General features: G+C 71.6%; 12 protein-coding genes. 6 read left to right on the top strand and 6 right to left on the bottom strand.

Going from position 1 to position 17,540, the window contains the following annotated elements; genetic code table 11:
* Positions 1-352 precede the first annotated feature (352 nt).
* The 6 genes from ACSHV8_RS31315 (at position 353) to ACSHV8_RS31290 (ending at position 10,932) form a co-directional block, all read left to right on the top strand.
* Positions 353-5,152 carry an RHS repeat-associated core domain-containing protein gene (locus ACSHV8_RS31315; protein ID WP_436521562.1) on the top strand — a complete coding sequence of 1,600 codons (4,800 nt, stop codon included), beginning with the start codon at positions 353-355 and terminating at the stop codon, positions 5,150-5,152.
* A 64-nt stretch (positions 5,153-5,216) separates the two neighbouring features.
* Positions 5,217-5,828: a hypothetical protein gene (locus tag ACSHV8_RS31310; RefSeq protein WP_436521560.1), complete on the top strand. Its 612-nt coding sequence runs from the start codon at positions 5,217-5,219 to the stop codon at positions 5,826-5,828.
* A gap of 34 nt (positions 5,829-5,862) precedes the next feature.
* A complete protein-coding gene (locus ACSHV8_RS31305; RefSeq protein WP_436521558.1) occupies positions 5,863-6,051 on the top strand; it encodes a hypothetical protein in 189 nt (62 codons plus the stop codon).
* A 179-nt stretch (positions 6,052-6,230) separates the two neighbouring features.
* Complete coding sequence (ctaD, locus tag ACSHV8_RS31300; protein WP_436521556.1) at positions 6,231-7,988, top strand: aa3-type cytochrome oxidase subunit I; 1,758 nt, start codon at positions 6,231-6,233, stop codon at positions 7,986-7,988.
* A gap of 126 nt (positions 7,989-8,114) precedes the next feature.
* Positions 8,115-9,536, top strand: a complete 1,422-nt coding sequence (locus ACSHV8_RS31295; protein WP_436521554.1) for a hypothetical protein — start codon at positions 8,115-8,117, stop codon at positions 9,534-9,536.
* 829 nt (positions 9,537-10,365) lie between these two features.
* Positions 10,366-10,932, top strand: coding sequence for a TetR family transcriptional regulator (locus tag ACSHV8_RS31290; protein ID WP_436521552.1), 567 nt, complete (start codon positions 10,366-10,368; stop codon positions 10,930-10,932).
* A 252-nt stretch (positions 10,933-11,184) separates the two neighbouring features.
* Here ACSHV8_RS31290 and ACSHV8_RS31285 read toward each other — a convergent pair whose 3' ends face one another.
* The 6 genes from ACSHV8_RS31285 to ACSHV8_RS31260 form a co-directional block, all read right to left on the bottom strand.
* The gene (locus tag ACSHV8_RS31285) at positions 11,185-12,171 is read right to left on the bottom strand and encodes a GtrA family protein (protein WP_436521550.1); all 987 of its coding nucleotides are present in this window, start codon (positions 12,169-12,171) and stop codon (positions 11,185-11,187) included.
* Positions 12,172-12,539: 368 nt separating this feature from the next.
* Positions 12,540-13,160 (bottom strand): TetR/AcrR family transcriptional regulator, encoded by a 621-nt coding sequence (locus ACSHV8_RS31280; protein WP_436521548.1) that lies wholly within the window; start codon positions 13,158-13,160, stop codon positions 12,540-12,542.
* Between the two features lie 232 nt (positions 13,161-13,392).
* Positions 13,393-14,283: an NAD-dependent epimerase/dehydratase family protein gene (locus ACSHV8_RS31275; protein WP_436521546.1), complete on the bottom strand. Its 891-nt coding sequence runs from the start codon at positions 14,281-14,283 to the stop codon at positions 13,393-13,395.
* Positions 14,280-15,356: a cytochrome P450 gene (locus ACSHV8_RS31270; RefSeq protein ID WP_436521544.1), complete on the bottom strand. Its 1,077-nt coding sequence runs from the start codon at positions 15,354-15,356 to the stop codon at positions 14,280-14,282. Before ACSHV8_RS31270 ends, ACSHV8_RS31275 begins: the two co-directional genes overlap by 4 nt.
* The gene (locus ACSHV8_RS31265) at positions 15,353-16,105 is read right to left on the bottom strand and encodes a glycosyltransferase family 2 protein (RefSeq protein ID WP_436521542.1); all 753 of its coding nucleotides are present in this window, start codon (positions 16,103-16,105) and stop codon (positions 15,353-15,355) included. Before ACSHV8_RS31265 ends, ACSHV8_RS31270 begins: the two co-directional genes overlap by 4 nt.
* Complete coding sequence (locus ACSHV8_RS31260) at positions 16,102-17,538, bottom strand: class I adenylate-forming enzyme family protein (protein ID WP_436521540.1); 1,437 nt, start codon at positions 17,536-17,538, stop codon at positions 16,102-16,104. Before ACSHV8_RS31260 ends, ACSHV8_RS31265 begins: the two co-directional genes overlap by 4 nt.
* Between the last annotated feature and the right edge of the window lie 2 nt (positions 17,539-17,540).

The raw sequence follows: 17,540 nt of genomic DNA, 5'->3' as shown, positions 1-17,540 counted from the left end.
TTTTCCCGGATGGGTCACCGTTCGGTGGATCTGCCCGGTTTGTTTACTGTGCCCATCGAATGCGATGGCAAACGTGTCCTGATTTCATCCTCGAATACCAGGCCGTACAGATCCTCGCTGGCCAAGTGAGGAATGCAACAACAGCCGGAACGGCAATCGGCATCGACGATCGTGAGTGACTCAGATCACCACCTTGGGTGATCAACCCGGCCGCGGGCTCGTGGATCAGTCAGCTTTTAGGCCGATTTGTGGGCATGGCTCGGCCACGGAAAGTATTCGTTGAATTCCACAGTGGAAGCCGTTTAAATACTGGCGATCATCAATGCTTATCCAGGACTTAGGAGGTCCGGCGATGAGTCATGCCCTTTTCCGATCGCCACAAAGACGACCCGCTCTGACCGCCGCCGCGGTCGCGCTGGTGGTGGTCGCGGCCACGGTCCCGACCGTCTCCCGGCCGGCCGCGGCTGCTCCGGCGGTCCCCGGGTCCCCGGCGGCACCGCCGGCCGCTCTCGACTGCTCGATCGCGCAGCCGGACGAGACGGCGGCCATGGCCGCGGCCCGGGCCTGCGGTAGGCCGGTGGAAAACGCCGGCGCCCGGTCGGAGACCCAGGACGTCGTCGCGAACCCGGACGGTACCTGGACGGCGAAGATCTACGCCGGTCCGGTGCGGATGCGGGGCGCGACCGGCGACTGGACGCCCATCGATCTGACCATGCGGGCGGAGGCGAATGGTCAGATCGCGCCGGTGGCCCACCCGGGTCACCTGCGGTTGTCGGGTAAAGCCGGCGCCGGCGAGCACGAGCTGCTGAGCGTGGAGGTGGGCGGCGAGCGGGTCGGTATCGGCTGGACCGGCGCGCTGGCCGAGCCGGTCCTCGACGGCAACCGCGCCACCTACCCGGAGGTGCGGCCCGGCGTCGACCTGGTCGTCGAGGCCTCGCAGACCGGCGTCGAGCAGTTCTTCGTCGTCAAGAACGCGGCGGCCGCCGCCGGTGTGGCGTCCCTGCAGCTCCCGGTGCTCGCTCCCGGTCTGACCAGCAAGTCCGACGGCGACGGCGGGCTGGTGTTCACCGACGCCAAGGGCAAGACGGTGGGCACGTCGCCGACCCCGGAGATGTGGGACGCCACGATCGACCCGGCCACCGGCGCCCCGAAGCGCGTCGCCAAGGTCCCGGTGAAGCAGAAGGCCCGCCCGGCCGGTGGCACCGACCTGACGCTGAGCCCGGCCAAGGACTTCTTCACCGACCCGGCGACGGTGTACCCGGTGACCGTCGACCCGCAGATCAACCCCCTGGGCGTCTCCTTCGACACCTACGTGAAGGAGGGTGACACGGTCGACCGGTCCGGGGCCAACGACCTGCAGCTCGGCCTGACCTCGGGCACCATCGCCCGGTCGTTCATCGGCTGGAACACCTCCGCCCTGCTGGGCCGCCAGGTCACGGCCGCGACCTTCAACTTCTACAACTGGTACTCCCAGTCGTGCACGGCCGCGCAGTGGGAGGTGTGGACCACGGACGCGGCGACGTCGGCGACCCGCTGGGCCACGCAGCCGGCCTGGCGCACCAAGGAGGTGACCAGCACCGCGACCAAGGGATTCAGCTCCTCCTGCCAGGACGGCTGGGTCTCGGTCAACGGCCTGACCTTCCTGCAGCACGCGGTCACGGCGAACAAGTCCACGGCGTTCATGGGACTGAAGGCCACCGACGAGACCTCGACCAACAGCATCGGCTTCAAGCAGTTCCGCTCCAGCCAGCCGTCCAGCTCGGACCAGCAGGGCCAGCAGCCGTACGCGGTGGTCACCTACAACAGCTACCCGGACGCGCTGGACGTCACCAAGCTGCAGCCGGGCGACGCCACCGAGACCGGCACTCGTACTCCGGAGATGAAGGGCGTGTTCAGCGACCCGGACGGCGGCACCGGCCGGGTCGACTTCGAGGTCTACGACCGCACCGGCGCCACCCTCAAGACCTCCGGCTCCGGCTCGACCGTGTCGAACGGCAGCGAGTCGGTCTGGACCGTGCCGAGCGGCAAGCTGGACGCCAACACCACGTACAAGTGGCGGGCCCGCGCCCACGACGGCAGCCTGGCCGGTCCCTGGTCGGCGTGGCGGTTCATGACCACCTCGGACGGCTCGCCCACCGGTGAGCAGCGTCGCTTCTCCTTCCAGGACCAGAACCTGACCGACCGGCTGAAGCTGCGGGTCAACGTCGCCAACGGCAACCTGCTGCTGCAGAACACCGACCTGCAGATCCACGGCACCGGGCTGGACCTGACCCTGGACCGCTACTACAACTCCCGCTCCACGGCCACGTCGACGCTCGGCAAGGGCTGGGTGCTCGGCACCGCGCAGGACGTGCGGCTGGCGTTCTCCAAGACCGACCACGCCACCGCCGACATCACCTACTCCGCGCCGACCGGGTTCACCGCCAAGTTCATCAACTCGGCGAGCAACACCTGGAGCACCCCGTCCAGCCTGGACGCGAAACTGACCCGCAGCACCACCGACGGCGAGTTCCGCCTCAAGTTCGACAAGAGCGAGGCGAGCTTCTACTTCGCCGACTCCACCGGACGCCTGCTGCGCAGCGTCGACAAGAACAAGAACAAGATCACCTTTGGGTACGACGGCAGCGGCAACGTCACCACGATCACCGACAGCCAGGACCGGGTCACGACTCTCGCGTATGCCGCCGGCCGGCTCGCGTCCGTGACCGACCCGGCCAACCGCAGGGTCAGCTACACCTACGACGGTTCGCAGAACCTGCAGACCGTGACCGACGCGGCCAACGGCGTCACCCGCTTCGACTACACCGACGACCGGCTCACGAAGATCACCACGCCCGAGGGCCGGGTCACCAACCTCGGCTACGAGCCGGACACGTCCCGGATGATCGACTACTTCGAGCAGACCAACCCGGGTGGGAGCCCGGACACCGCCCGCTGGACGTTCACCTACTCGGCCGGCAAGACCGAGATCACCGACCCGAACGGCAACAGCACCGGCGACACGACCGACGGGATCACCACGCACACCTACGAGACCCGTGACCGGGTCACCGAGGTGAAGGACGCGCTCGGCCACAAGCAGGGCAAGAAGTACAACGCCAACGACAACGTCGAGACGCTCACCGACGCGCTGACCAACACCGCGACCGTGGGCTGGGACCCGAACAGCGGGAACCTCAGCTCGGTCGGCATCGCCACCGGGGCCACGTCGAGCCTCACCTACAACAACACCACGCACCCGAACTCGCCCACCGGCTCCAAGGACGCCCAGGGCAACACGATGACCTACTCCTACGACGCGGCCGGGAACAAGACCGGGTCGGAGAGCTCGCAGTACCCGGGGCAGGAGATCGAGGAGTCCGAGTACAACGCCGATGGCACGGTGAAGTGGCGCGAGGACGCCACGGACGTGCGCACCAACTACACGTACGACGCCAAGGGCAACCTCGTCAAGGTGGACAACCCGGCGCCGCTCGGTGACATCGTCGTGGTCCCGGACGCGCTGTCCCGGGTCGGCGAGCAGACCGACGGCAAGGGCCAGAAGACCAGGTACACCTACGACCAGCTGGACCGGGTCGACACCGTCACGTTCCAGGACGGCAAGGTCGTCGACTACGACTACGACCGGGACGGCAACCTGGTCCGGCTCACCGACCCGAGCGGGATCACGCTGCTCACCTACGACCGGTTCGGCCGGCCGACGGGCAAGCAGGCGCCGGGCGCCACGGCGATCGGATACGAGTACGACCGCAACGGCAACCTGACCCGGTTCACCGACGCCGGTGGTGCGGTCACCTACGCCTACAACCAGGTCAACCTGCTCACCTCGATGCAGGAGCCGGGCGCGTCCGGGCCGGTCACCTTCACCTACGACGAGAACAACCGGCGGCGCTACATGTACCTGCCGACCTCGCCGCGGGTGACCGTCGAGATGAAGTACGACAAGGCCGGTCGGCAGACGTCGATCACCGCGACCAACGACGCCACCGCCGCGAAGCTGACCTCGTTCAGCTACGTCTACGCCAAGTCGGGCGCCGACACCGCCCTGCGCCAGTCGGTGACCGACCTGACCGGGACCACGACCTACGGCTACGACAAGCTCAACCGGCTGGCCACGGCCACCGGGCCGGGCTGGTCGCGCTCCTACGGTTACGACGCGAACTACAACCGGACGACCAAGACCGAGAACGGCACCACCACGGCGTACGGCTACAACGACGCGCACGAGCTGACCACGGGCGGGTCGACGAGCTACACGTACGACGCGAACGGCAACCTGACCGGGTCGTCGTCGGGCTGGAACCTGACCTACAACACGGTCAACAACCAGACGACCGCGATCACCGCGCCCGGCAAGTCCGTGCACCAGCCGCTCACCTACGGCGGCGCCGAGCAGACCGAACGGCGCCGGGCCGGCAGCGTCACCTACGCGACCTCGGCACTGGGGGTGGCCTCGGCGACGTCGCTGCAGCCGGCCGGCACGATCACCGGTGCCGTCGGACCGGACGACGTGGAGCCGTCGCCGGGAACGTCCAGCTTCTACACCCGTGACAACGGCGGCAACCTGATCAGCCTGCGGGCGAACGGGGCCCGCTACTACTACCTGGTCGACGGGCAGGGGTCGGTGGTCGCCCTGGTCGACACGAGCGCGACCAAGGTCAACTCCTACACCTACGACCCGTACGGCGTGCCGCTGTCGGCGTCGCAGCAGGTAGCCAACCCGTGGCGGTACGTCAGCGGCTTCTACGACGGCCCCACCGGCCTGACCAAGTTCGGCGCGCGGTACTACGACGCCGGCCTCGGTCGTTTCACCCAGCGGGACCCGAGCGGCCGGGACCTCTCGTACGCCTACGCCGGATGCAACCCGGTCAACCACTCGGATCCGTCCGGGCTGGACTTCCAGGACATCGCGCTGGCCGCCCTCGCGGGCTGCGGCGCGGGGCTGGCCGACGCCTACCTGAGCGCCCTGGCGATCGGCCTGATCACCGGGGGCAACGTGGCGGTCAGCGCGGCCGAGGAGGTGGTCGCCTGCCTCGTGGTCGCCACCATGGCCGCACTGCAGGCGGCCGGCTATCAGGAGCAGGCCGACCAGATCGCCGACTACAAAAACATCTTCGACATCGTGGATCTGGGTACCAGCATCTTCGGATAGTGACGGCGCCGGTGGCGGGTTCGGCTTCGGCCGGGCCCGCCACCGGCTCACGGCAGGGGGCGCCATGGCTGACTTGCAAGGTCCACCGGCTCCGGGCACGCATCGCCCGCTGCCCCGGTACGCGCCGGTCGCGCCGATCGGGCTGACCGTGGTGCTGCTCGCCGTCGCGGCCGGGGCAGCCCTGCTGATGCGCCGGGCCGACGACGTCGGGAACATCTACGCGCCGGTCCTGTACGAACTGGCCGAGGTCGGCCTCGTCGCCGTGCTCTTCCGGGCGCTGGTGGCCCGGGCCCGTTATTTCGTGCCGGCCGGGGTGCCGGAGGGCTGGAGCCGGCCACCGCTGCGCGGCGTGTCCGATCCGGACCTCCGCCGGTGGCAGGCCGTGATCGCCGAGCGGCGGGAGGCGGCGCCGGAGGAGCGTGACGTGGTGCTGGCCGCGGCCCGGGCCCGGTCCGAGGGGCTGGCCTCGATCATGGTGCCCGGCCTGGCCGCGTTCCTGACCTCGGCCATGACCGTCGTGCTGATCATCCGGCTGCCGGACTCACTGCTCACCCTGGTCGGGATCCCGAACCTGCCGGCCGGGCTCATCGTGGCCGCGGCCGTCCTGGTGTACGGCTCGCTCGCCGAGCGCGCCCGCGCCTACCTCCAGCAGTACGGTGCCTCTTCGGGCACGTGACGATTCCACTCCGGACACACAGAAGGGGAGTCCCATGGCGGCGGAGACGCGGAACCGGTCGTGGGGACCGGCCTGGGCACGAATGATCTTCCTGGTCTTCTGGATCGGCGGGGCGATCTTCGCCTTCGTCTCGGGCCGGCCGCTGCTCGGCTTCGCCGCCGTGGCCCTGGCCGTCCTGCAGCTCGTCCTGGTCATCGGCCTGATGCGCCGCCGCCTGCCCTGAGCGGCGGGGCGGTGCTCACGCCGTACGGGAAACCGGTCTTGATCTTGGGGGTTTTGTGCCTGGATGTGCGGATGGCGCATCGACCAGGGGTTGACCGAGAACGATGCGTGTGACGCGGTTGGCAAGGCCGGACCGGGGGAGTACGAACGGATCGAGCGCATCACCGCAGGAGGCCCGAGATGACCACCGTCGCGCCGCGGCCGGTGCAGACCCGCCCCTGGCCGGTTCGCCGGCAGGTGCGCGGGTCGTGGCTGGCTCGCACGATCCGCACGACCGATGCCAAGCAGATCGGCATCCTGTACATGGTCACGGCGTTCGGCTTCTTCCTGGTCGGCGGCCTGATGGCGCTGCTCATGCGGGCCGAGCTGGCCCGGCCGGGCATGCAGATCCTGTCGCCCGAGCAGTACAACCAGCTGTTCACCATGCACGGCACGATCATGCTGCTGCTGTTCGCGACGCCCATCCTGTTCGCCTTCGCCAACTACATCGTGCCGCTGCAGATCGGCGCGCCCGACGTGGCGTTCCCGCGGCTCAACGCGTTCGCCTACTGGCTCTACCTGTTCGGCGGGACCATCGCGGTGGCCGGGTTCGCGCTGCCCGGCGGCGCGGCCGACTTCGGCTGGACCGCGTACGTGCCGCTCAGCGACGGGATCCACTCGCCCGGCACCGGCGGCAACATGTGGGTGGTCGGCCTGGCCATCTCCGGGCTCGGCACGATCCTCGGCGCGGTCAACATGATCACCACGATCCTGTGCCTGCGCGCGCCCGGGATGACCATGTTCCGGATGCCCATCATGACGTGGAACATCCTGCTCACCAGCCTGCTCGTGGCCCTGGTGTTCCCGTTCCTGGCCGCCACGCTGTTCGCCCTGGCCGCCGACCGGATCCTCGGCGCCCAGGTGTTCAACGTGGACACCGGCGGCCCCATGCTGTGGCAGCACCTGTTCTGGTTCTTCGGCCACCCCGAGGTGTACGTGGTCGCCCTCCCGTTCTTCGGGATCATCACCGAGGTCATCCCGGTGTTCAGCCGCAAGCCCGTGTTCGGGTACAAACCGCTGGTCGCGGCCACCCTGCTGATCTCCGGGCTGTCGATGAGCGTGTGGGCGCACCACATGTTCGCCACCGGTCAGGTCCTGCTGCCGTTCTTCAGCCTGCTCAGCTACCTGATCGCGGTGCCGACCGGAATGAAGTTCTTCGTCTGGATCGGCACCATGTGGCGGGGGCAGCTGACGTTCCAGACGCCGATGCTGTTCGCGATCGGGTTCCTGGTGACCTTCCTGTTCGGCGGCCTGACCGGGGTGCTGCTGGCGTCACCGCCGGTCGACTTCCACGTGCACGACTCGTACTTCGTGGTGGCGCACTTCCACTACGTCCTGTTCGGGACGATCGTGTTCGCGGTCTTCTCCGGCATCTACTTCTGGTTCCCGAAAATGTTCGGGCGGATGCTCGACGACCGGCTCGGCAAGGTCCACTTCTGGCTGACGTTCATCGGGTTCCACACCACCTTCCTCGTGCAGCACTGGCTGGGCGCCGAAGGGATGGCCCGGCGGTACGCGGACTACCTGCCCGGTGACGGGTTCACCACGTTGAACACCATCTCGACGATCGGGTCGTTCATCCTCGGGGCGGCGACACTGCCGTTCCTCTACAACGTGTGGAAGTCGTACCGGGCGGGGGAGGCGGTGACCGTGGACGACCCGTGGGGGTACGGGAACTCGCTGGAATGGGCCACCTCGTGCCCGCCGCCGCTGCGCAACTTCGACCGGATGCCGCGGATCAGGTCGGAGCGGCCGGCGTTCGACCTGAAGTTCCCGCATCTGGCCGTGGATGCGATCGGGGGGACGCCGGAGGAGGGGTCGCTCCTGCACGGGGAGGACCGGTCCGAGGAGCGGGAAGCGGCGCGCGACACGGCTCGCCGCTCGGAAAATTCGGACTAAAACGGGAGATAGGCGCATTTGACGGTGTGCGCGGATGGTGAGTGACTGCCGCGCCCGCCGTAGCCGGATTTGGGGCTCGTCCGATGAAACGTCGGACACTTCCTCCTATGTCCGGAAGGATGCTTCATGTCGATCGCCCGTCGCCCTGTCCCCCAGCCGCGCCGCCCCCGCGGCGCCGCGCCCGCCGCCGCCGCGGCAGTCGCCGCCCTGGCGCTGACCGTCCCGGCGGCCCCGGCGTCGGCCGGTGGAACAGCCTGCACGATCGGGCAATTCACCGCCACATCCCAGGCCGACCTCGCCAAGATCACCGTCCTGGACCCGGGCCCGCTCGCCCCCGGCCTGCCCGCCCTGGCCGACGTCCGGCTCGCCCCCGCCCACAGCGACGTCCTGGCGAGCACCCGCAGCGGCCGATCGGTCGCCACCGCGAGCTACGCCGACGCCAAACTGCTCGGCATGAAACTCCCCGGGCTGCCCCTGGAGAACGCGACCGCCAACCACGTCGCCCCCGGCGGCCCGGACGGCCCGGCCGACGTCGCCCTGGCCGCCCTGAACGCCGGCGGCCTGGCCACGGCCCAACTCGGCCGGGCCACCGCCGAAGCGACCTGGACCGATAAGTACCACTGCGGCAAGGTCGGCCCGCTGACCCGCGCGGCCACCATGATCGAAGGGCTGAGCATCCTCGGCGGCGCCGGCACCAGCCCGGCCATCCAGGCGGTCAACGACCTCACACACGTCTCCAGCCGGACCAGCCTGCTCAAGGTCGGGCCCACCGGATCGACCCAGAGCGCCACCGACCTGGTCAAAGTCGGGGGCGGGCGGATCGCCGTACGCTCCGGGGCCGGAGTTTCCCTCAGCGACCTGACCCTGTTCGGCGGAACACCGCAGGAGATCACGGCCAAGGTGATCAACCAGCCGACGCTGGAGGCGATCGCCTCCGGTGACCGGAAGAACTCCGCGGTTCACTACAAACCGGCCGTCCTGTCGATCACCCACGCCGGCCAGCCGGTGACCGGTTTGGACAGTTCCCACTCCAGCGTCTCGCTGAGCCTGCTCGGCAAACTCGCCGCCGATCGTCCGGCGTCCCTGCTCGCGGTCCGGCTCTCGCTGGGCGAGCCGACCCGGAAGATCACCGAGACCGGCGTACGGGCGGAAGCGGCGTCCCTCCGCGTGGAGGTCACGCTCGGGTCGGCCCACCTGCTCGACGTCGCCCTGGGATACCTGTCGGTGTCGGCCACCGCGCCGTGCCGGGTCGGAGCCGTGGTCCCCCGCGACGAGGCACCGGCCGACGACTCGCCCGGCACCGACCAGCCGGTCGACCAGCCGGTCCCCGGAGCCACCTCCAAGCGCCCGTCCACCCCGGCCACGTCGTCCCCGGCGGTCGCCGCGGGCAACCCGGACACCGGGGCACCCGGATCCGGCGCCCTGGCCCTGACCGGCTCCAACGTCGCCGCCGTCGGGGCGGCCGGGCTGGCGCTGGTGGTGGGCGGGCTGGGCGCGCTCTTCCTGACCCGTCGCCGCCGGACGGGTGCGCACGCGGCCGGTCGCTGACCGCTCGGCCGTCGGGCGCCCGGCCTGCTCGGGCGCCCAGGCTGCTCGGCCTGCTCGGGCTGCTCGGCCTGCTCGGGCTGCTCGGCCTGCTCGGGCTGCTCGGCCTGCTCGGGCTGCTCGGCCTGCTCGGCCTGCTCGGCCTGCTCGGCCTGCTCGGCCTGCTCGGGCTGCTCGGCCTGCTCGGGCTGCTCGGCCTGCTCGGGCGCCCGGGGCCGGGTCTCGTCCACGCCGGGCGCCGGCGCGATGCTCCACCTGGCCTGCCACGTCCGATTTTGGCCCGTCGTGGCGGCGTGAACGGTTCCGGAACCGGCGGCGGGATCCGAAACGCGGGCAGGTAGTTGCCTTCCGGCCGTGAGCATGGTTGGGTCCGCGTCTACCGAGGAAGTTGCTCGTTGAGCCGGGCGGGTCACGCGGACCGATGGGGGTCGGCCCGCAAGACCCGCCCGGCGACGTACTCCGGCGGTCGGTCACCGCCCCACTGACGTGGGGATTCGCTTCGGTGACCGGCCGCCGGTACTTCGTTTCGGGTTATCCACACCGAGGGGTTGTCCACAGGGCGGCCACGTGATCTTCGGCTTTCGCGGGACAATGGTGTCTGGGCGCTCCCCCAGTGGGGTGGGTGGGTTGTGTCGGTGGCGCCGGGCGGCCGATCTTGAGGCGCCTTCGAGGAGGGCGGCTCCGGCATCCTGGACCTGTTCGGGGCGGAGGCAGCCGGCGCCGCCGGTGGTGGACTCGGTCGGGGCGGAATCTCCGGGAATGGCCGGAAGACCCCCGGGAGACTGCCGGTGGGGCCGGTGGGCGGGTTGAGAATCCGCCATAAGATGATCGGGTGCCACCGCAAAACCTCCCGCCTCGGGACGCGATCCGCCAAGCGGCCGGGGAGCTGTTCGTCCGGGATGGTTACGGTGCGACCACGGTGCGGGCCATCGCCGCCGCCGCGGGGTGTGATCCGGCGCTGGTGATCCGGCACTTCGGGTCGAAGGAAGGGCTGTTCCTCGCGACCGTTTCCGTGTCCGGGGATCTGACGGCGATCCTGGCCGGGCCGCTCGAATCGATCGGCCGGGAACTGGTGCGGTATGTGTTGGAGGGCGCGGGGAGCCCGGTCGCCGGGGTGTATCGGGCGATGCTCAGCGCGTCGGACCGGCCGGAGATCAAGGAGCGGTTGCGCGCTTCCATGCACGACGTCTTCGTCAGCCCGCTCGCCGAACGTATCGGTGGGGCGTATCCGGAGTTGCGGGCCCGGCTGGCCGCGGCTCAATTTGCCGGGCTGATCAACGCGTATTGGCTGGTCGGCGATCCGGTGCTGGTCTGCGCCGAACGCGACGCCATCGTCACGCTGTACGGCGACGCCATCCAGCGCCTCCTGACCTGCGCCGATCCGCCCTCCGACCACTGACCCGGCATCCGGCCGCTGACCCCGACCCGGCCTCCGATCACTGACTCCGACACGGCCGACGGTCGAAGCCGGCGCCTCGGCCTCGCGGTTCGGCGGTGCGGCGAGGTGCTGGGAGGCCGGCTTGCGGGCAGTGCGGAGCTGGGCCCGGTTGCGGGCAGTGCGGAGACCGAGCCCGGTTGCGGGGCACGGTGCTGGAGTCCGGTTGCCGAGGCGCCGTGCTGGGGGCCGGCTGAGGGCGGCGAGGTGCTGGGGTCAGCTGCGGGCGGTGAGGTGCTGGCGGCGGTTGCGGTGCCAGGTGCGGAGGCGGCCGGGCGGGCGCTGGTTCAGCACGCCGGTGTTGGGCTGGCTGAGGCACAGGCGGTCGGTCGGGATCGGGGCGAACGTGCCCAGGCAGGCCAGCGCCGCCGTGATGTTGCCGGTCGACGGGTAGGCGGGGAAAGTGCCGGTCAGGACAGGCACCTCACGAGAAGCCGCACCGGAAGCGTCGGGCTGGGCCACGGCGGTGGCCGCGGGGCCGGGAGTGTTGGTGACTGCGGCGACCGGAGTCGCGGCCTGGGCCGGGGCGGCGTTCGGGCGGAAGCGCAGTGCACGACCCCGCAGCGCATTGCGGCGGGCCGGCCTGGTGTCGCCGGCGGGAGCCACGGTGGCCGACCGTGAATCGGCCAGGGAAGAGCCGGCCTGCAACGAGTCGGCCTGCAACGAGTCGGCGTGCGGCGAATCGGCGTGCGGTGAGTCGGCCGGGGAAGAGGCCGGAGTGGAAGCCGGCGTGGAGACCGGAGCGGAGGCCGCGGCCGGAGTGTGGCGGCGGGCGGCGAAGACCCAGCCGCGGAGGATGACGTAGCGGACGCCGCCGACCAGGCTGCCGGTCAGGGCCAGCATCAACGACTCGGTCAGGGACGACGGGTGCGGTCCGGCGATCCCGGCGAACCACGGGGCCGCGGCCAGGTTGGCCAGGTACACGACGACCGACGTGAGGCCGGCTTCCCAGTGCAGGCGCCCGATCGCGGTGGTGGTCACGTTGAACGTGATGCGGCGGTGGGCCTCGGTGTTCGCGGGGGTGACCACGAGCAGGGCCAGCCAGCTCGCCCAGGTCGCGGCGAGGATCTCGCGCACGGAGACGTAGACGATCGTCTGCAGGACCGTACTGAGCGCGCCGACCAGCATGAACCACAGGAGCTGGCGGGGCACGGTCGCGTTCCACGCGGGTGGGCGGGCGAGCCGTCCGGATGGACTGGGCATGACTGAACGCTTTCGGACAGCGACGATTACCGACGTAGTGTCAACATCGTTGACGCCCCCTGTCAACGACGTTGACAGCGTGATGCGGGTTACCCTGCGCCATCGCTTGGTGGCGGTGCGAGGTGGCTTCTGTCCGGTTTCGCGGACCGATTCAGGGTAGAAGAAACCGATTTGCCGGGGCGATTTCTGGCGTACGCCACGCGGACGTTCGCCGAGAATGCAACCTTGCCGTTATCGGGCCGTTTCCGATCGGCGACGCCATGTTTCGGGGCGGCTCCATGTCCGTACGTCGCCATCGTCTTGGAAATCGCGGCGAAGAGTGACCCGCGCCGCGGCCCGGAGGACAGCCGAGGCGGCGCGGGTTTTGATCAGGTGTGGGGGAGGCGGGGGACGTGGCCGCTCATCGCGAGATCGACCAGCTGCTCGACGGTGTGGCGGGGCAGGGCCGCGGGGCGGCCGGTCATCCGGTACGCGACCAGGCCGTGCCACAGGTCGAGGACCGCGTCGATGTCCACATCGGCCGGCAGGTCGCCGCGGCCGATGCCGCGTTGCAGCACGTTGCGGGCGATGTCCCGGCGCGGCGCGACCACCTGCTCGCGCAGTTTGGCCAGCATGTCCGGGTCGTCGCTGGTGGCGGCGACGAGCAGGGTCATCGTGCTGCCGGGGCCGGCCGTCAGGTACTCGATGATCAGGCTGAACAATGTGGCCAGTTCGTCGCGGGTGTCGCCGGTGTCGGGCACCGGCAGGACCGCGGAACGTTCCACGATCAGGTCGCAGATCAGGGCGGGTTTGTGCGGCCAGAAACGGTAGACCGTCTTCTTGGAGACGCCGGCGCGGCCGGCCACCTCGTCGATCGTGACGTTCAGGTATCCGGCCTCGTCGAGCAGGCCCTCGGCGGCGGCGAGGATGCGGGATCGGGCGTGCGGGTCCGGCGGGCGGCCCCGGCGGCGGGCGGCCGGCGCTACGTGCGCGGCGCTCGTCGGAATCATGAAACTCCCTCGGATGAATGGGCCGGTGAACATCATCCGGGTGTGATCGTTGCTGTCAATATGGGAACAGCGTGTTTCCACGGGGCGTCCCAAGCCTTGGAAAACCCCGGAGATTTCCGAAACCGACCGTTCCCGAATGAGCGCCAGGCCAGGGGAATGGTCCTATCCTCCTAGGATGCCCGACGGGCCGCGATGGATACCCGACCGGCTGCGACGCGACCGGGCGACGCTGTCAGGGAGCCGAGGGCGGATTGTCGGCGAGGTAGTCCGCGAACGTGCGGCGCGGCATCCAGCCCTGACCCCGGGCCCGCGTGATGTCCAGGACGACCGGAACGGTGAGTTGCTCCAGGCCGTACCGGGAAAGGGCCGGCGGGCGACGCGTGAGCCGCGAGATCTCGGTGGCCACGGCGGCGGCCACCCGGGCCAGGGGAAGCGGGACGTGCCGGACCGGAACACCGCAGGCCGCGGCGACGACCGTGTCACGCCGGTAGGGCTCGGCGTCCGCGATGTTGTAGGCGCCCGGCGGCCAGCCGGACGCGGCCAGGCACGCGTCGGCCAGGTTCTCGACGGCGGTCAGGCTGAGCGGGATGTCCGGGCCGGGCATCAGGACGCGTCCGCCGCGCACGGCCCGGCGCAGGCGGGGGAGCAGGTGCGGATCGCCCGCGCCGTAGACCGCGCGGGGCCGGAGGATCACGGCTCCCGCGTCCCGGGCGAGTCTTTCCCCGGCGGCTTTGGTTTTCCCGTACGCGGTGAGCCCGCCCACCGGATGGTCCTCGCGAATCGGTCCGGCGCCGGCGGTGTAGACGCTGGCGCTGCTGACCCAGACGAGTGGCCGTCGCCCGGTCGCGGCGAGCAGGCGGGCGGTTCCGTCCACATTGACCGCGTGGAAGGTGGTGGCCCGTCCGGGTGGCGGGTCGCCGACCGCCGCGGCCAGGTGCAGCACGACGTCGGCGCCGGTGAGGTCGGGGGCGGCCGTGGTGGCGTCCCAGTACCGGTGCTCGCCGACCGGGCCGGGTCGGCGTCCGAGAGTGATCACGTCGGCGCCGGCCCGGGCCGCGGCGCGGGCCACGACGGAGCCGCAGAAGCCGCTCGCGCCGGTGACCGCGACCCGCAGGCCCCTCATCGGGTGGGGGCCAGGATCAGGCGGGACCAGCCGGGCAGGGCGCTGCGACGATCGACCCGGGCGGCGACGACCCGGGGACGGTGGACGGCGAGAGCGCGCAGCGCGTCGGTGAGCTGGAGCCGGGCCAGGCGAGCGCCCGGGCAGGCGTGCGATCCGGCGCCGAAGACCAGGTGGGCGACGTGCGCGGGTGCGGGTTCGGCCGGGCACGGGTCGGTGCGGTGGGCGTCGACGGCGTGCCGGGTGACCAGGATCAGCCGGTCGCCGGGGCGGACCGGGCAGGCACCGACCGTTCCGGCTCCGGCGGCGACCCGGGGGAGCAGCGGGGTCGGCGCGGTGACCCGCAGCATCTCCGAGGTCAACGCGTCCGGGGCGGTCTCCGCGTAGGACCACAGGTCGTCGTCGGCGCACCAGGCCGCGGCCCGGGGCAGGGCGGCGACGGTCGTGTTGATCGCGGCCACCGCGAGCATCGCCGCCAGCGCGGCATCGTCGTTGCCGGCCGGGTTCAGCAGGCCGGTCAGGCGGGTGGTCGCGGATCGGGCGGCCCGCCGCGCCCCCGGCCACGGGATCCCCGGCAGGTGCTCGCGGGCCCCGGCCGCGGCCGCGTCACGGGCGGCCCCGGCCAGGACCAGCGGGTCGACGTCGATCCCGAGCAGCGCGGCCGCGGTCGCCCCGGCCATCTCGGCGGTCACGTCGACGAGGTCGATCCGCCGGCCGGCGGCCAGGGGCGCGAGCCGGCGTTCGAGGACGGCCGCCCAGACCGGCCGGAGCCGTTCCACCCCGTCCGCGCTCAGGGCCTCGCCGAGTCCCCGCCGGGATCCCCGATGCCGGTCACCGTCCTGATTGAACAGAAGCTCGCCGCCGGTCAGCTCGCCGGCCGCCCCGCCGGTGGTCCCGGCCGCCGTGCGGTCCAGCGGCACCCGGGTCAGCCCGTCCCGGAACGCCTCCCGGGAATGCGCGAGAACCGTCCCGCCGATCCTCGCAGCGGGCCGGCGCCGGGTAGCCGCCAGCAGGGCGAACAGCACCGGATGGCTGAGCAGGTAGACGCGGCGGTCGCGCCGCCGGGCCCGGCTCATCGGACGTGCACCTCGCCGGACGTGGGCGGGCGCCAGCGCCGGTCCCAGTACCAGAGCAGGGTCCGGCGCGCGCCCCACGCCCGCAGCCGGCGCAGGCTGTTCTCCACCACCAGGTCCTCGGCCCGGACGATCCGATCGGTGTGCCGGCGCGCCCGGTTGAGCAGCGTGACGTCCTCCGAACCGTCCTCGAGACGTTCCCGTGCGGTGCCGCCGCAGCGCCGGTACAGCTGGGCGGTGATGGCCAGGTTGTGACCATGGATCAAGACATAGGGGGTACGGAATTCAGCCCGCCGATGGTCCTTCCGGAAGCGCCCGTACAGCGCCGCCACCCGCACCACGCCCGGGAAGACGTGCCGCTCGGCGAACGACGGCCGTTCGTCGGCCCGGGGCACGCTGCGCCCGCAGACCAGCTCGGCGCCGGAGTCCAGGTGGCGCCGGGCGGTGGCGACCCAGTCCGGGGCCGGCCGGCAGTCGGCGTCGGTGCGGGCCAGGTGCACGGCGCCGTGCGCGATGGCGTGCCGGAACCCGGTGTCGGCGGCGGTCCCGGCGCCGCGCTCGTCCTCCCGGACGATCTCGACCGGGAACGGCGCGTCGCATGCGCGCACCACGGCGACGGTGTCGTCGGTCGAGCCGTTGTCGACGACGACCAGGGTGAAGTCGGTGTCGGTCTGCGCGGCCAGGGCGGCCAGGGTCACGCCGATCGACCGTCCCTCGTTGTAGGCGGGCACGATCACCGCGAGCGTCCTCACGGCCGTACCGCCGACGTGGCCAGGGCCGCGGCAGCAATCCGGTCGGGTTTGCGGGAGCGCCCGGCGAGCGGCACCGGCGCGAAGAGCACACGGTCCGGCCGGGCCGCCCCCATCCGCCGCAACGGTTCCCGCAGGGCGGCCTCGACCTGCGCGCGGTCGGTTCCGGGGGTGGTCTCGACGATCGCCACCACGTCCTCGTCGCCGTCCCCGGCCGGTACGCCGACCAGGACCGCGAGGGAGACGCCGGGGACGTGCAGCGACGGCTCGTAGAGGCCGGGATAGATGTTCTCGGCGCGCCTGAGGATCATGTCCTTGGCCCGCCCGGCCAGCACGACGTTCCGTCCGCCGACCCGGGCGATGTCGCCGGTGGAGACCCACTCGTGCGGCTCGGCCCCGAGGTAGCGGTCGCAGACCCCGGCCCCGGCCAGTTGCAGTTCCCCGGCCGGGGTCAGCCGGGCGCGCACGCCGGGCAGCAGCTCACCCACCGGATCCCCGTCCCCGTCGTGGGCCGCCTTGGCGGTGGCCTCGATCGCGGCGGCCGGGAAGACCTCGGTCAGCGCGTAGACGCACCAGGCCTCGTCGGCCCCGGCCGCCCGGACCCGACCGAGCAGCGAGGACGACACGGGTGCGGAACCGCTGTAGACCCGGCCGCGGAACGGGACGCCGGCGTCCAGCGCGGCCCGCAGCTGGGGTGGTGTCAGGTAGGTGGCCTGCGGTCGCAGTGACGCGATCTGCCGGGCCAGGGCGGCCGGGCGCCGGGCCGGCACGGCCACCGGAGCACCGGAGGCCAGGGACGGGACCAGCACGAAGAACATGCCACCGAGGATCGGCACCCCGGCCTCGGGGCGGACCAGGTCGGCGACGGCCCGCATCCCGGTGCCCAGGCCGGCGCGGGTGTGCACCACGGCGCGCGGGCTCGCGGTCGTACCCGAGGTGAAGATGATCACGGCGTCGCCGTCCCCGTCGAAGGCCGGCGGGGGTGGGCCGCCGGCGCGTAGCGCGGGGGCCGAACCGGGCAGGCGGCGGCCGACGGTCACGGTCGGGGCCAGGCGGGACAGGTCGGGCAGGGCGAGGCCGGCCCGGCGGGCGAGCGGCGCCGCCCAGCTCGCGACCGCCTGCGCGGCCGCGTCGGCGACGATCAGGGACGGCCGGGCCAGGGCGAGACGGGCCAGCAGGACGTCCGGGCCGGCCGCCGGGTCGAGGACGGCGACGCGCAGGCCCATCCGGTACGCGGCGAGCAGCATCGCCAGGGCGCGTGGACCCGGGCGCACGGCCACGCCGAGGGTGTCGCCGGGGCGCAGGCCGCGGGCGTGCAGGGCTCCGCCGTACCGCTGAAGCAGTTGAGCAAGGTCTCCCCGGGTGATCCGGCGGCGTCCCAGCAAGGCCGGGGTGTCGTCGCCGGGCCGCAGGCCGGCGATCAGTTCACTGAGCATGC

The sequence above is a fragment of the Actinoplanes sp. HUAS TT8 genome (assembly GCF_051380535.1).
Lineage (GTDB): Bacteria > Actinomycetota > Actinomycetes > Mycobacteriales > Micromonosporaceae > Actinoplanes.
The sequence above is the reverse complement of the archived record's forward strand: the minus strand, read 5'-3'. Positions and strand labels throughout refer to the sequence as shown.

Coding starts and splice junctions, on each gene's coding strand:
- ACSHV8_RS31315 (WP_436521562.1), top strand. CDS start 353: ATGAGTCATGCCCTTTTCCGATCGCCACAAAGACGACCCGCTCTGACC.
- ctaD (WP_436521556.1), top strand. CDS start 6,231: ATGACCACCGTCGCGCCGCGGCCGGTGCAGACCCGCCCCTGGCCGGTT.
- ACSHV8_RS31310 (WP_436521560.1), top strand. CDS start 5,217: ATGGCTGACTTGCAAGGTCCACCGGCTCCGGGCACGCATCGCCCGCTG.
- ACSHV8_RS31305 (WP_436521558.1), top strand. CDS start 5,863: ATGGCGGCGGAGACGCGGAACCGGTCGTGGGGACCGGCCTGGGCACGA.
- ACSHV8_RS31260 (WP_436521540.1), bottom strand. CDS start 17,538: ATGCTCAGTGAACTGATCGCCGGCCTGCGGCCCGGCGACGACACCCCG.
- ACSHV8_RS31295 (WP_436521554.1), top strand. CDS start 8,115: ATGTCGATCGCCCGTCGCCCTGTCCCCCAGCCGCGCCGCCCCCGCGGC.
- ACSHV8_RS31270 (WP_436521544.1), bottom strand. CDS start 15,356: ATGAGCCGGGCCCGGCGGCGCGACCGCCGCGTCTACCTGCTCAGCCAT.
- ACSHV8_RS31280 (WP_436521548.1), bottom strand. CDS start 13,160: ATGATTCCGACGAGCGCCGCGCACGTAGCGCCGGCCGCCCGCCGCCGG.
- ACSHV8_RS31275 (WP_436521546.1), bottom strand. CDS start 14,283: ATGAGGGGCCTGCGGGTCGCGGTCACCGGCGCGAGCGGCTTCTGCGGC.
- ACSHV8_RS31285 (WP_436521550.1), bottom strand. CDS start 12,171: ATGCCCAGTCCATCCGGACGGCTCGCCCGCCCACCCGCGTGGAACGCG.